Raw genomic sequence first — 13,980 nt, 5'->3', positions numbered from 1 at the left:
GCTCATAACTATGACGTCTATGCCAGACGAACTATTTGGTGAGTTTTGTGCACTATCTCCACCGCTTCAAGGTAATAAGAAAAATTCTCGCTAAAAATTTGCTAAACCTGTGAAACGGACTAGCTTCAAATCTCGCAGCCTGTCAGAGCGAATGCTCTAAATCACCATGGAGGTGCCAGTGCGCAAGGCTTGCAGTATTGCCGTCGGCATACTCCGGGAGGCTCTTTCAGTCGATGAACTGCAATGGAATGTCCCCATGAACTGACCTGAATCAGCTTATGACTTCGCCGCTGGATTTACTCTAGCGTCATCTCTTCTCCCGGTACGGAGTTATTCAATGTCAGACGCTCCCGGAAAACTACGACTCGGTGCCCTGGTTGCACTTGTCGTCGGCTCGATGATCGGCGGCGGTATCTTTTCGCTGCCACAAAATATGGCTGCCAGTGCCGATGTCGGCGCTGTTCTGATCGGCTGGGGTATCACCGCCATCGGCATGCTGACCCTGGCATTTGTGTTCCAGACCCTGGCCAACCGAAAGCCGGACCTTGATGGCGGGGTGTATGCCTACGCCAAGGCCGGCTTTGGCGATTACATGGGCTTCTCCTCGGCCTGGGGCTACTGGATCAGTGCCTGGCTGGGCAACGTGGGCTACTTCGTCCTGTTGTTCAGTACCCTGGGGTACTTCTTCCCGATCTTTGGCGAGGGCAACACCCCGGCGGCCATCATCGGCGCCTCGGTATTGCTGTGGGCCGTACACTTCCTGGTACTGCGCGGCATCAAGGAGGCGGCCTTCATCAACCTGGTCACCACCGTGGCCAAGGTCGTGCCACTGGCACTGTTCATCCTGATCGCCCTGTTCGCCTTCAAACTGGACATCTTCACCGCTGACATCTGGGGCACCATGAACCCGGACCTGGGCAGCGTGATGAACCAGGTGCGCAACATGATGCTGGTCACCGTCTGGGTGTTCATCGGCATCGAAGGCGCGAGCATCTTCTCGGCACGGGCCGAAAAACGCTCGGACGTGGGCAAGGCCACCGTGATCGGCTTTATCACCGTGCTGCTGTTCCTGGTACTGGTGAACGTGCTGTCGCTGGGCATCATGACTCAGCCTGAGCTGGCCAAACTGCAGAACCCTTCGATGGCAGCCGTGCTTGAGCACGTGGTCGGCCACTGGGGTGCAGTGCTGATCAGCGTCGGCCTGATCATCTCGCTGCTCGGTGCCCTGCTCTCCTGGGTACTGTTGTGCGCCGAGATCATGTTCGCCGCTGCCAAAGACCACACCATGCCGGAGTTCCTGCGCCGCGAGAACGCCAACCATGTGCCGGCCAACGCCCTGTGGCTGACCAACGCCATGGTGCAGATCTTCCTGGTCATCACCCTGTTCTCGGCCAGTACCTACCTGTCGCTGATCTACCTCGCCACCTCGATGATCCTGGTGCCTTACCTCTGGTCGGCGGCCTATGCCTTCCTGCTGGCATGGCGTAGCGAAACCTATGAACAAGCCCTGGCCGAACGCAAGAAAGACCTGATCATCGGCGGCATCGCCCTGGTCTACGCGATCTGGCTGCTGTACGCCGGTGGCGTCAAATACCTGCTGCTCTCGGCCCTGCTCTATGCCCCTGGCGTGATCCTGTTCGCCAAGGCCAAGCGCGAGATCGGCCAACCCATCTTTACCAACGTGGAGAAACTGCTTTTCGCCGCCGTGGTAGTAGGCGCCCTGGTGGCTGCCTATGGTCTCTACGACGGCTTCCTGACTCTGTAACCCCCGTATTCGAAACTTGGAGGAAATGAACCATGTCCACGGAAAAAGTTAAGTACGGCGTACATTCCGAAGCCGGCAAACTGCGCAAAGTAATGGTCTGCTCCCCTGGCCTGGCGCACCAGCGCCTGACGCCGAGCAACTGCGACGAGCTGCTGTTCGACGACGTCATCTGGGTCAACCAGGCCAAGCGCGACCACTTCGATTTCGTCACCAAAATGCGCGAGCGCGGCATCGAAGTGCTGGAGATGCACAACCTGCTGACCGACATCGTCGCGCAACCTGAAGCACTGAAATGGATCCTGGACCGCAAGATCACTTCGGACACCGTCGGTGTCGGCCTGACCAACGAAGTGCGCAGCTGGCTCGAAGGCCTGGAACCACGTCATCTGGCCGAGTTCCTGATCGGCGGCGTGGCCGGTGAAGACCTGCCGGAGAGCGAAGGCTCCGGTGTCATCAAGATGTACCGCGACTACCTGGGCCATTCCAGCTTCCTGCTGGACCCGCTGCCCAACACCCAGTTCACTCGCGACACCACGTGCTGGATCTACGGCGGCGTAACGCTCAACCCGATGTACTGGCCGGCGCGACGTCAGGAAACCCTGCTGACCACCGCCATCTACAAGTTCCACCCCGAGTTCACCGGTGCCGACTTTGAAGTCTGGTACGGCGACCCTGACCAGGACCACGGCAAGGCCACTCTCGAAGGCGGCGACGTCATGCCGATCGGCAACGGCGTGGTACTGATCGGTATGGGTGAGCGCACCTCGCGCCAGGCCATCGGCCAACTGGCGCAATCGCTGTTCGCCAAAGGCGCTGTCGAGAAAGTCGTCGTCGCCGGCCTGCCGAAGTCCCGTGCAGCGATGCACCTGGACACCGTATTCAGCTTCTGCGATCGCGACCTGGTCACTGTCTTCCCTGAAGTGGTCAAGGAAATCGTACCGTTCGTCATCCGTCCAGACAGCAGCAAGCCGTATGGCATGGACGTGCGTCGCGAAAACAAAACCTTCATCGAAGTGGTGGCCGAGTCCCTCAACCTGAAGAAACTGCGCGTCGTCGAAACCGGTGGCAACAGCTTTGCCGCCGAACGCGAGCAGTGGGATGACGGCAACAACGTGGTGGCCGTGGAGCCTGGCGTGGTCATCGGTTACGACCGCAACACCTACACCAACACCCTGCTGCGCAAGGCCGGTATCGAGGTCATCACCATCAGCGCCGGCGAACTGGGCCGGGGCCGGGGCGGCGGTCACTGCATGACCTGCCCAATCGTTCGTGACCCTATCGACTACTAAACGACCATCAACCCGGCCGCACCTACCCGGTGCCGGCCGGGCCGATCACCGCATCCAAGGAGAATCATCATGGCGTTCAACATCCACAACCGTAACCTGCTGAGCCTGGAACACCACACCCCTCGCGAGTTGCGCTACCTGCTGGACCTGTCCCGCGACCTGAAACGTGCCAAGTACACCGGCACCGAGCAGCAGCACCTCAAAGGCAACAACATTGCGCTGATTTTCGAGAAAACCTCGACCCGCACCCGTTGCGCCTTTGAAGTGGCCGCCTACGACCAGGGCGCCAACGTCACCTACATCGACCCCAACTCCTCGCAGATCGGCCACAAAGAAAGCATGAAGGACACCGCCCGTGTCCTGGGCCGCATGTACGACGCCATCGAATACCGTGGCTTCAAGCAGGAAATCGTCGAAGAGCTGGCCAAGTTCGCAGGCGTTCCCGTATTCAACGGACTGACCGACGAATACCACCCGACCCAGATGATCGCCGACGTGCTGACCATGCGTGAGCACGCCGACAAGCCAATCCACGAGATCAGCTACGTCTACTTGGGCGACGCCCGCAACAACATGGGCAACTCGCTGCTGCTGGTCGGTTCCAAGCTGGGCATGGACGTGCGTATCTGCGCCCCCAAAGCCCTGTGGCCCCATGACGACCTGGTCGCACGTTGCAAGAAATACGCGGAAGAAAGTGGCGCACGCATCACCCTGACCGAAGACCCGAAAGCCGCGGTCAAGGGGGTCGACTTCATCCACACCGACGTCTGGGTATCGATGGGCGAGCCGGTTGAAGCCTGGGCCGAGCGTATCCAGCAACTGCTGCCCTACCAGGTCAACGCCGAGCTGATGAAAGCCACCGGCAACCCACGGACCAAGTTCATGCACTGCCTGCCTGCGTTCCACAACTCCGACACCAAGGTCGGCAAGCAGATCGCCGAGCAGTACCCGAACCTGGCCAACGGTATCGAAGTCACCGACGACGTGTTCGAGTCCCCAGCCTGCATCGCCTTCGAGCAAGCGGAGAACCGCATGCACACCATCAAGGCGATTCTGGTTTCGACCCTCGCTGACTTGTAATCCTGTGGGAGCGGGCGTGCCCCACGAAAGCTTTATCGCGGGGCACGCCCGCTCCTACACCCCCCTTTGCTAGAAGGAATCCATCATGCGTATCGTTGTTGCATTGGGCGGTAACGCCCTGCTGCGCCGTGGCGAACCCATGACTGCGGACAATCAGCGCGCCAATATCCGCATCGCCGCCGAGCAGATCGCCAAGATCCATCCGGGCAACGAACTGGTCATTGCCCACGGCAACGGCCCGCAAGTCGGCCTGCTGTCGCTGCAAGCGCAATCCTACAAGCCGGACGAAGCCTATCCACTGGACGTGCTCGGTGCTGAAACCGAAGGCATGATCGGCTACATCATCGAACAGGAACTGGGCAACCTGCTCGAGTTCGAAGTGCCGTTCGCAACGCTCCTGACCCAGGTTGAAGTCGATGGCAAGGACCCGGCCTTTCAGGACCCGACCAAGTTCATCGGCCCGGTCTACAGCAAGGAAGACGCCGAGCGCCTGGCCAAGGAAAAGGGCTGGGTCGTCAAACCCGACGGTGACAAGTACCGCCGAGTGGTCGCCAGCCCACGTCCAAAACGCATTTTTGAAATCCGTCCGATCACCTGGCTGCTGGAAAAGAAAACCGTGGTGATCTGCGCCGGCGGTGGTGGTATCCCGACCATGTACGACGAGAGCGGCAAGAAGCTCAGCGGCGTGGAAGCGGTGATCGACAAAGACCTGTGCTCGTCCTTGCTGGCCCAGGAGCTCAAGTCCGATCTGCTGGTGATCGCCACCGACGTCAATGCGGCTTATATCGACTGGGGCAAACCGACCCAGAAGGCCGTCGCCGAGGCTCACCCTGACGAATTGGAACGCCTGGGCTTTGCCGCTGGTTCCATGGGCCCGAAAGTCCAGGCCGCCTGCGAGTTTGCCCGCAACACCGGCAAGGTCGCGGTGATTGGCTCGCTGGCTGACATCGAAGATATCGTCAAAGGTACTGCCGGTACCCGTGTCAGCACGGCCAAACCTGGAATAAGCTACCGTTGATGCAGTTGGGCGGACTGAAGGTCCGCCCGTTTCAACCTTCCAGAGGAGCCCGCCATGGCCCAGTTCACCCCCGGTCACCTGCATATCGAGCGTCATGCCCTGACCAAGGACGACGTCAGCTACGACCTGAACATCGACTACGAAGTTGCCACCGACCCCAAGGAAGGCAAGGGCATGCAGTTCAAAATGCACGGCTCGATCCAGGGCAAGGACATGAGTGAGTCGTTCTTCCTGCCCAAGGAGCAGGCATACAACTTCGCCAGCAACGTGACCAAGATTGCCGAGAAGTACGGCATCCCCAAGGCCTATAGCAGCATTGGCTCGGTACACAAGCACTACGACGCCATGTTCGAGGACGTCCGCGTACAGCTGAACATGAAATCCGGCGATCCGATCAAACCGGAACATTTCGAGTAAGTTTGCGAATTCGTCGCGGGGCAAGCCCGCTCCTACAGTGTAGGAGCGGGCTTGCCCCGCGATTCGTCTGCACAGCATACTCCCCGCCTTCGTAAGCCTTGACCCCTCCCCCATGCGCATCCACGTCAGCTTCATCGACCGCGTTGGCATCACCCAGGAAGTGCTGGCCCTGCTCGGCGCCCGCAACCTCAACCTGGACGCGGTGGAGATGGTCCCACCCAATGTCTATATCGACGCCCCGACCCTCAGCCCCCATGTACTTGAAGAGCTGCACGACGCCTTGTTGAACGTGCATGGCGTGCAGTCTGTACGGGTCGTGGACATTCTCCCTGGCCAACGCCGCCACCTGCAGCTCGATGCCCTGCTCGCCGCCATGAGCGACCCGGTGCTGGCACTGGACAGCGCCGGCCACGTGCTGCTGGCCAACCCGGCGCTGGTAGACCTGTGCGGCCAGGAGCCCTCCGATCGCTCGGTGGTCGACCTGTTCGACGACCCTGGCCTGCTCGAAGCGCTGATCGAGCAAGGGTTTCGCCTGCCCATGCGCGAAGTGGTGCTCAATGGCCAGACGCTGTTGCTCGACGCCACCCCCATCACCAACGCCGGTGGCCTGCTGACGCTGTACCAGCCCAACCGTATCGGCGAGCGGCTCTCGGCCCTGCACCACGATCACGCTGAGGGTTTTGATGCCCTGCTTGGCGACTCACCACCGATCCGCACCCTCAAGGCCCGCGCCCTGCGCGTCGCAGCCCTGGATGCGCCGTTGCTGATTCATGGCGAGACCGGCACCGGCAAGGAACTGGTGGCCCGCGCCTGCCACGCCATCAGTAGCCGTCACAGCGCGCCATTCCTGGCGCTGAACTGCGCGGCGCTGCCGGAGAACCTCGCCGAAAGCGAGCTGTTCGGCTACGCACCCGGTGCCTTCACCGGCGCTCAGCGTGGCGGCAAGCCGGGGCTGATGGAACTGGCCAACCAGGGCACCGTGTTTCTAGACGAGATCGGCGAAATGTCGCCCTACCTGCAAGCCAAGCTGCTGCGCTTTCTCAACGACGGCAGCTTTCGCCGGGTGGGAGGCGATCGCGAGGTCAAGGTCAACGTTCGTATCCTCAGCGCCACTCATCGCGACCTGGAAAAAATGGTCGCCGAGGGCACCTTCCGCGAAGACCTGTTCTACCGCCTCAACGTGCTCAACCTGCAAGTGCCGCCCCTGCGTGAGCGCGGCCAGGACATCCTCCTGCTGGCCGGCTACTTCATGCAGCAGGCCTGCACCCAGATCCAGCGACCACTGTGCCGCCTGACGGCGGGCACCTACCCGGCACTGCTGGGCAACCGCTGGCCGGGCAATGTGCGCCAGCTGCAGAACGTGATTTTCCGTGCTGCCGCGATCTGTGAAGGCAACCTGGTGGACATCGGCGACCTGGACATCGCCGGCACCTCGGTAGCCCGTGAACACGACGGCGAGGTCGATAGCCTCGAGCAGGCAATGGAAGACTACGAACGCAGCCTGCTGCAGAAGCTCTACACCCGCTACCCGTCCACCCGCCAGCTGGCCAGCAGGCTGCAAACCTCCCACACCGCCATCGCCCATCGCCTGCGCAAGTACGGCATCCCGACCCGATCCTGAATACGCAGGTCGACCGTACTGAAAACGATACAGCGTAACGATATCAATACAGTCGAGTTTCAACGCCGTAGTGCAAGGGTTTGATCCCTTTAAGCTTTTTTTATCACCCCAGGCTGTAGCGATTTCGTTACAGACTGGGATTTCTTGCGTTCAAGATATTTTATAACTAGCTGATTTATAACGATATTTTATAAATGGCCGCGTTATTGCTAATGGATTACTCATTCCAGTGCTCAGCGCCGTTCCTGAGCCATGTCCACTGCCGCCCCCTGCGGCCCCGAGGAGTTTCCATGAGCGAGTTGCGTTTTACCGAAGATCACGAATGGCTGCGTACGGAAGCCGACGGCAGCGTCACCGTCGGAATTACCGCCTTCGCCCAGAATGCCCTGGGTGATGTGGTCTATGTGCAACTGCCGGAGCTGCAAAACTACGACCAGGGCGCCGAAGCCTCCACCGTCGAGTCGGTAAAGGCCGCGAGCGGCGTGTACATGCCCCTGAGCGGTGAAGTAGTGGCTGTCAATGAACAGCTCGAAGCCAACCCTGAGCTGGTCAACGAAGACCCGCTGGGAGAAGGCTGGTTCTTCCGTTTCATCCCGGCCCAAGCCGGCGCCGTCGAGCAACTGCTCGACCAGGACGCCTACGACCGCCTGATCAAAGCCAACGCTGACGCCTGAGGACTCGCCATGACCATCTACCTCGGCACTGCCAACGAATTCATTGCTCGTCACATCGGCCCGCGCCAGGCCGACGAGCAACACATGCTCGCCACCCTGGGCTTTGACTCCCTGGAAGCCATGAGCGCCGCCGTCATCCCTGACAGCATCAAGGGCACCAGCGTGCTGGAGCTCGGCGCTGGCCAGAGCGAAGCCGATGCCCTGGCCTCGCTCAAGGCCATCGCCGGCAATAACCAACTGTTCAAGAGCTTCATTGGCCAGGGTTACTACAACTGCCATACCCCGGCGCCGATCCTGCGCAACCTGCTGGAAAACCCGGCCTGGTATACCGCCTACACCCCGTACCAGCCTGAAATTTCCCAGGGCCGCCTGGAAGCGCTGCTAAACTTCCAGACCCTGATCAGCGACCTCACCGGCCTGCCGATCGCCAACGCCTCCCTGCTCGACGAGGCCACCGCCGCTGCCGAAGCCATGACCTTCTGCAAGCGCCTGAGCAAGAACAAGGGCAGCCACGCCTTCTTCGCCTCGGTGCATTGCCACCCGCAAACCCTGGACGTGCTGCGTACCCGTGCCGAGCCACTGGGTATCGAAGTGGTCGTGGGTGACGAGCGCGAGCTGGACGATGTCAGCGCATTCTTCGGCGCACTGCTGCAGTACCCGGCCAGCAGCGGCGAAGTCTTCGACTACCGCGAGCTGGTCGAGCGCTTCCACGGCGCCAACGCCCTGGTGGCGGTCGCCGCCGACCTGCTGGCCCTGACCCTGCTGACCCCACCAGGCGAGTTCGGTGCAGACGTCGCCATCGGCAGCGCCCAGCGCTTCGGTGTACCGCTGGGCTTTGGTGGTCCGCACGCGGCCTACTTCTCTACCCGCGATGCGTTCAAGCGCGACATGCCGGGCCGCCTGGTCGGCGTGTCCATCGACCGCTTCGGCAAAACGGCCCTGCGCCTGGCCATGCAGACCCGCGAGCAACACATCCGCCGCGAAAAGGCCACCAGCAACATCTGCACCGCGCAGGTGCTGCTGGCCAACATCGCCAGCATGTACGCCGTGTACCACGGCCCGCAGGGCCTGAAGCAGATCGCCCAGCGCACCCATGCCCTGACCGCCATTCTCAAGGCCGGTCTCGAGCAACTGGGCGTCGACGTCGAAGTAGAAGCCTTCTTCGATACCCTGACCCTGGCCACGGGCGACGCCACCGCCGCCCTGCACGACAAGGCCCGCACCCAGCGCCTGAACCTGCGCCAGATCGATGCCCAGCGCCTGGGTCTGTCACTGGATGAAACCAGCACCCAGGCTGACGTCGAGGCCCTGTGGCAACTGTTCGCCGACGGCCAGACTGCCCCGGATTTCAGCGACCTGGCCAACGGCGTCCAGGCCCGGTTGCCTGCCGCTCTGCTGCGCCAGTCGGCCATCCTCGAACACCCGGTGTTCAACCGCTACCACAGCGAAACCGAACTGATGCGCTACCTGCGCAAACTGGCCGACAAGGACCTGGCCCTGGACCGCACCATGATCCCGCTGGGTTCGTGCACCATGAAGCTCAACGCCGCCAGCGAAATGATCCCGGTGACCTGGGCCGAGTTCGGCAATCTGCACCCGTTCGCACCTGCCGAGCAAAGCCAGGGCTACCAGCAACTGACCAACGAGCTGGAAGCCATGCTCTGCGCCGCCACCGGCTACGACGCCGTGTCGCTGCAGCCCAACGCCGGCTCCCAGGGTGAATACGCCGGCCTGCTGGCCATCCGCGCCTATCACCAGAGCCGTGGCGATGCCCGCCGCGACATCTGCCTGATCCCATCCTCGGCCCACGGTACCAACCCGGCCACCGCCCACATGGCTGGCATGCGTGTAGTGGTGACCGCCTGTGACGCCCGCGGCAACGTCGATATCGACGACCTGCGCGCCAAAGCCATCGAGCACCGTGAACACCTCGCCGCGCTGATGATCACCTACCCATCGACCCACGGCGTGTTTGAGGAAGCCATCGGCGAGATCTGCGCGATCATCCACGACAACGGCGGCCAGGTGTACATCGACGGCGCCAACATGAACGCCATGGTCGGCCTGTGCGCCCCTGGCAAGTTCGGTGGCGACGTCTCGCACCTGAACCTGCACAAGACCTTCTGCATTCCCCACGGCGGTGGCGGCCCGGGTGTCGGCCCGATCGGCGTCAAGTCGCACCTGGCACCGTTCCTGCCAGGCCACGGTCATATGGAGAACAAACAGGGCGCGGTCTGCGCAGCGCCATTCGGCAGCGCCAGCATCCTGCCGATCACCTGGATGTACATCCGCATGATGGGCGGTGCCGGCCTCAAGCGCGCCTCGCAAATGGCGATCCTCAACGCCAACTACATCGCCCGCCGCCTGGAAGAGCACTATCCTGTGTTGTACACCGGCAGCAACGGCCTGGTCGCACACGAGTGCATCCTCGACCTGCGTCCACTCAAGGACAGCAGCGGCATCAGCGTCGACGACGTGGCCAAGCGCCTGATCGACTTCGGTTTCCACGCCCCGACCATGTCATTCCCGGTGGCCGGTACGCTGATGATCGAACCGACCGAAAGTGAGTCCAAGGAAGAACTGGACCGTTTCTGCGACGCGATGATCCGCATCCGCGAAGAAATTCGCGCAGTGGAAAACGGCAGCCTGGACAAGGACGACAACCCGCTGAAGAACGCACCACACACCGCCGCTGAAATCGCCGGCGAGTGGAGCCACCCGTACAGCCGCGAACAAGCGGTGTACCCGCTGGCCACCCTGGTTGAAGGCAAGTACTGGCCACCGGTCGGTCGTGTCGACAACGTCTTCGGCGACCGTAACCTGGTCTGCGCCTGCCCGTCGATCGAGAGCTATCAGGACGTCTGAGTCCTGATAGCGGGGCAAGCCCGCTCCTACCCGGTAGGAGCAGGCTCGCCCCGCGATGGCTTCCCACCCAACACGAGGGTACGACCATGTCACTGAGCGTTTTCGACCTGTTCAAGATCGGCATCGGCCCCTCCAGCTCCCATACCGTCGGCCCCATGCGTGCCGCCGCGCGCTTTGCCGAAGGGCTGCGCCGCGACGATCTGCTCAAGGCTACGGTCAGCGTCAAGGCCGAGCTGTACGGCTCGCTCGGCGCCACCGGCAAGGGCCACGGCAGCGACAAGGCCGTGCTGCTCGGGCTTGAAGGCGAACATCCCGACAGCGTCGACACCGAAAGCATTCCTGCCCGCCTGCAGGCTATCCGCAGCAGTGGAAGGCTCAGGTTGCTGGGTGAACACGAGATCGAATTCATCGAGAAGCAGCACCTGGCGATGATTCGCAAACCCCTGGCCTACCACCCCAACGGCATGATCTTTCGCGCCTTTGACACCGCGGGCTTGCAGATTCGTAGCCGCGAGTACTATTCGGTGGGCGGAGGCTTTGTCGTCGATGAAGACGCCGCCGGTGCCGACCGCATTGTCGAAGACAGCACCGTACTGCCCTACCCGTTCAAGACCGCCAAGGAACTGCTCGGCCATTGCGCCGCACAGAACCTTGCAATCAGCCAGGTGATGCTGGCCAACGAGGCGGCCTGGCGACCGGAGAGCGAAACCCGCAGCGGCCTGTTGCACATCTGGCAAGTGATGCAGGACTGCGTCGCCGCCGGCTGTCGCAACGAAGGCATCCTGCCGGGCGGGCTCAAGGTCAAACGTCGAGCGGCAGCGTTGTATCGCCAGTTATGCAGCAACCCGGAAGCCAGCCTGCGCGATGCTCTCTCGGTGCTGGACTGGGTCAACCTGTACGCCCTGGCGGTGAACGAAGAGAACGCCTTTGGCGGGCGCGTGGTCACTGCGCCCACCAACGGCGCCGCCGGCATCGTTCCGGCCGTGTTGCACTACTACATGCGCTTTATCACCGGAGCCAATGAAGATGGCGTGGTGCGCTTTCTCCTCACCGCGGCCGCCATCGGCATTCTCTACAAAGAAAACGCCTCGATCTCCGGTGCCGAAGTCGGCTGCCAGGGCGAAGTGGGCGTGGCTTGTTCGATGGCCGCCGGCGCCCTGTGCGAGGTCATGGGCGGCACGGTGCAGCAGGTCGAGAACGCCGCCGAAATCGGCATGGAACACAACCTGGGCCTGACCTGCGACCCGATTGGCGGGTTGGTCCAGGTGCCCTGCATCGAGCGCAACGCCATGGGTTCGGTCAAGGCCATCAATGCGGTGCGCATGGCGCTGCGGGGAGACGGCCAGCACTTCGTCTCCCTCGACAAGGTCATTCGTACCATGCGCCAGACCGGCGCCGACATGAAAAGCAAATACAAGGAGACCGCCCGCGGCGGTCTGGCCGTCAACATCATCGAATGCTGACACCCTCTCACGCACCAAGGAGTCATCAATGTCCACCGAAACACTGCAAAAGACCCCGCTGCACGCCCTGCACCTTGAACTGGGCGCGCGCATGGTGCCGTTCGCCGGCTACGACATGCCGGTGCAGTACCCGCTTGGGGTCATGAAGGAACATCTGCATACCCGTGAACAGGCCGGGTTGTTCGATGTCTCTCACATGGGCCAGATCCGCCTTCAGGGTGCCGGCGCCGCCAAGGCCCTGGAAACCCTGGTACCGGTGGACATCATCGATCTGCCCGTGGGCATGCAACGCTACGCGATGTTCACCAATGAACACGGTGGCATCCTCGATGACCTGATGGTTGCCAACCTGGGCAACGACGAATTGTTCCTGGTGGTCAACGCCGCCTGCAAGCACCAGGACCTGGCGCACCTGCAAAAGTACATCGGCGAGCACTGCCAGATCGTGCCACTGTTCGAGGAACGCGCCCTGCTGGCCTTGCAAGGCCCGGCGGCGGTAAAGGTGCTGGAGCGCCTGGCGCCCGCGGTTGCGAAGATGACCTTCATGCAGTTCCAGCCCGTGCAACTGCTGGGTGCGGACTGCTTTGTCAGCCGCTCGGGCTACACCGGCGAAGACGGTTTCGAGATTTCGGTACCGGCCGACCAGGCCGAAGCACTTGCCCGTCGCCTGCTGGCCGAACCGGAAGTGGCAGCCATTGGTCTGGGGGCTCGCGACTCCCTTCGCCTGGAAGCCGGCCTGTGCCTCTACGGCCATGACATGAACGCGCAGACCACCCCAATCGAGGCGAGCCTGTTGTGGGCCATCTCCAAGGTGCGACGCGCCGATGGTGGCCGTGCCGGTGGCTTCCCGGGTGCCGAGCAGATCTTCGCCCAACAGCAAAATGGCGTTGCACGCAAACGCGTCGGCCTGCTGCCACAGGAACGTACGCCGGTGCGTGAAGAGGCCGAGATTGTCGATGAGGCCGGTACTGTTATCGGCAAAGTATGCAGCGGTGGTTTTGGCCCGACATTGGCAGGCCCCGTGGCAATGGGATATGTCGATAGCGCATATACCGCAGTCGATACCCCGGTATGGGCCATCGTGCGTGGCAAGCGTGTTGCAATGAAAGTCAGCAAGATGCCATTCGTTGCGCAGCGCTACTACCGCGGCTGAATCGTTAGTTGAAACTTTGTGTCATAGTGCGTTCGGGTTTTCGAATTCGAACGCGTTTTATAACTTTCGAAAAGCATCGCGGCATGGTCTGGAATGAGCCGGAAAAAATCGACCGAACGGACGCTAAAAGGTAGAGCGGGAGCGGCTTTGAGGGCTTGTTTTTGCCGACAGAGTTAGCGTAGAGTCACTGCACTGTGTTTGCATGGGTCGCTATGGTTCGTGACCTGGGCAGTAGCGCTGAGATTGCTACAACCCGTTCGACGTCTCTTACTTTCCTGCAACCCAGCCCAGTACTCTTTCATTTGGAAGAAGCTGTTACTAATTCTAAGTTTCAAAGGAAATAAGACAATGTCCCAACGTCAGAGCGGTACCGTCAAGTGGTTTAACGACGAGAAAGGTTTTGGTTTCATCACTCCAGAAAGCGGTCCGGATCTGTTCGTACACTTCCGCGCTATCCAGGGTAACGGCTTCAAGAGCCTGAAAGAAGGCCAGAAAGTCACCTTCATCGCCGTGCAGGGCCAGAAAGGCATGCAGGCTGACGAAGTTATCGCGGAAGCCTGATTCCCGATATAAAAAGCCCCTGCTGGCAACAGCAGGGGCTTTTTTGTGCGCGCAATTCCGTAGAATGGGCGTTT

The 13,980-nt window shown here is 61.4% G+C and carries 11 protein-coding genes; all 11 read left to right on the top strand.

Annotated features, from left to right (window positions below):
- The first annotated feature begins 337 nt into the window (after window positions 1-337).
- The 11 genes from arcD to H621_RS0107900 all read left to right on the top strand — a co-directional run bounded on the left by arcD (window position 338) and on the right by H621_RS0107900 (window position 13,906).
- A complete protein-coding gene (gene arcD, locus H621_RS0107950; RefSeq protein ID WP_028942870.1) occupies window positions 338-1,765 on the top strand; it encodes an arginine-ornithine antiporter in 1,428 nt (475 codons plus the stop codon).
- Between the two features lie 32 nt (window positions 1,766-1,797).
- Window positions 1,798-3,054 carry an arginine deiminase gene (gene arcA / locus H621_RS0107945; protein ID WP_028942869.1) on the top strand — a complete coding sequence of 419 codons (1,257 nt, stop codon included), beginning with the start codon at window positions 1,798-1,800 and terminating at the stop codon, window positions 3,052-3,054.
- A 69-nt stretch (window positions 3,055-3,123) separates the two neighbouring features.
- A complete protein-coding gene (locus H621_RS0107940; RefSeq protein WP_028942868.1) occupies window positions 3,124-4,134 on the top strand; it encodes an ornithine carbamoyltransferase in 1,011 nt (336 codons plus the stop codon).
- Between the two features lie 85 nt (window positions 4,135-4,219).
- Window positions 4,220-5,152: a carbamate kinase gene (gene arcC / locus H621_RS0107935; RefSeq protein ID WP_028942867.1), complete on the top strand. Its 933-nt coding sequence runs from the start codon at window positions 4,220-4,222 to the stop codon at window positions 5,150-5,152.
- A 54-nt stretch (window positions 5,153-5,206) separates the two neighbouring features.
- Complete coding sequence (locus H621_RS0107930; RefSeq protein ID WP_028942866.1) at window positions 5,207-5,569, top strand: DUF5064 family protein; 363 nt, start codon at window positions 5,207-5,209, stop codon at window positions 5,567-5,569.
- A gap of 112 nt (window positions 5,570-5,681) precedes the next feature.
- A complete protein-coding gene (locus tag H621_RS0107925) occupies window positions 5,682-7,190 on the top strand; it encodes a sigma-54-dependent transcriptional regulator (protein ID WP_028942865.1) in 1,509 nt (502 codons plus the stop codon).
- 290 nt (window positions 7,191-7,480) lie between these two features.
- The gene (gene gcvH / locus H621_RS0107920) at window positions 7,481-7,864 is read left to right on the top strand and encodes a glycine cleavage system protein GcvH (protein ID WP_028942864.1); all 384 of its coding nucleotides are present in this window, start codon (window positions 7,481-7,483) and stop codon (window positions 7,862-7,864) included.
- A 9-nt stretch (window positions 7,865-7,873) separates the two neighbouring features.
- Window positions 7,874-10,729, top strand: coding sequence for an aminomethyl-transferring glycine dehydrogenase (gene gcvP, locus H621_RS0107915; RefSeq protein ID WP_028942863.1), 2,856 nt, complete (start codon window positions 7,874-7,876; stop codon window positions 10,727-10,729).
- An 86-nt stretch (window positions 10,730-10,815) separates the two neighbouring features.
- Window positions 10,816-12,192, top strand: coding sequence for an L-serine ammonia-lyase (locus H621_RS0107910; RefSeq protein ID WP_028942862.1), 1,377 nt, complete (start codon window positions 10,816-10,818; stop codon window positions 12,190-12,192).
- Window positions 12,193-12,220: 28 nt separating this feature from the next.
- Window positions 12,221-13,345 carry a glycine cleavage system aminomethyltransferase GcvT gene (gcvT, locus tag H621_RS0107905; RefSeq protein ID WP_028942861.1) on the top strand — a complete coding sequence of 375 codons (1,125 nt, stop codon included), beginning with the start codon at window positions 12,221-12,223 and terminating at the stop codon, window positions 13,343-13,345.
- A 348-nt stretch (window positions 13,346-13,693) separates the two neighbouring features.
- Window positions 13,694-13,906 (top strand): cold-shock protein, encoded by a 213-nt coding sequence (locus H621_RS0107900; RefSeq protein WP_010220199.1) that lies wholly within the window; start codon window positions 13,694-13,696, stop codon window positions 13,904-13,906.
- Window positions 13,907-13,980: the final 74 nt, after the last annotated feature.

The sequence above is a fragment of the Pseudomonas vranovensis DSM 16006 genome (assembly GCF_000425805.1).
GTDB lineage: Bacteria > Pseudomonadota > Gammaproteobacteria > Pseudomonadales > Pseudomonadaceae > Aquipseudomonas > Aquipseudomonas vranovensis.
Note: the sequence above shows the minus strand (reverse complement) of the source record. Positions and strands in the feature narration are given on the sequence as shown.

Excerpts from the sequence above, each read along its gene's own strand:
- H621_RS0107925 (WP_028942865.1), top strand. The coding sequence starts at position 5,682 with ATGCGCATCCACGTCAGCTTCATCGACCGCGTTGGCATCACCCAGGAA.
- H621_RS0107930 (WP_028942866.1), top strand. The coding sequence starts at position 5,207 with ATGGCCCAGTTCACCCCCGGTCACCTGCATATCGAGCGTCATGCCCTG.
- arcD (WP_028942870.1), top strand. The coding sequence starts at position 338 with ATGTCAGACGCTCCCGGAAAACTACGACTCGGTGCCCTGGTTGCACTT.
- H621_RS0107910 (WP_028942862.1), top strand. The coding sequence starts at position 10,816 with ATGTCACTGAGCGTTTTCGACCTGTTCAAGATCGGCATCGGCCCCTCC.
- H621_RS0107900 (WP_010220199.1), top strand. The coding sequence starts at position 13,694 with ATGTCCCAACGTCAGAGCGGTACCGTCAAGTGGTTTAACGACGAGAAA.
- gcvH (WP_028942864.1), top strand. The coding sequence starts at position 7,481 with ATGAGCGAGTTGCGTTTTACCGAAGATCACGAATGGCTGCGTACGGAA.
- gcvT (WP_028942861.1), top strand. The coding sequence starts at position 12,221 with ATGTCCACCGAAACACTGCAAAAGACCCCGCTGCACGCCCTGCACCTT.
- arcC (WP_028942867.1), top strand. The coding sequence starts at position 4,220 with ATGCGTATCGTTGTTGCATTGGGCGGTAACGCCCTGCTGCGCCGTGGC.
- H621_RS0107940 (WP_028942868.1), top strand. The coding sequence starts at position 3,124 with ATGGCGTTCAACATCCACAACCGTAACCTGCTGAGCCTGGAACACCAC.
- arcA (WP_028942869.1), top strand. The coding sequence starts at position 1,798 with ATGTCCACGGAAAAAGTTAAGTACGGCGTACATTCCGAAGCCGGCAAA.
- gcvP (WP_028942863.1), top strand. The coding sequence starts at position 7,874 with ATGACCATCTACCTCGGCACTGCCAACGAATTCATTGCTCGTCACATC.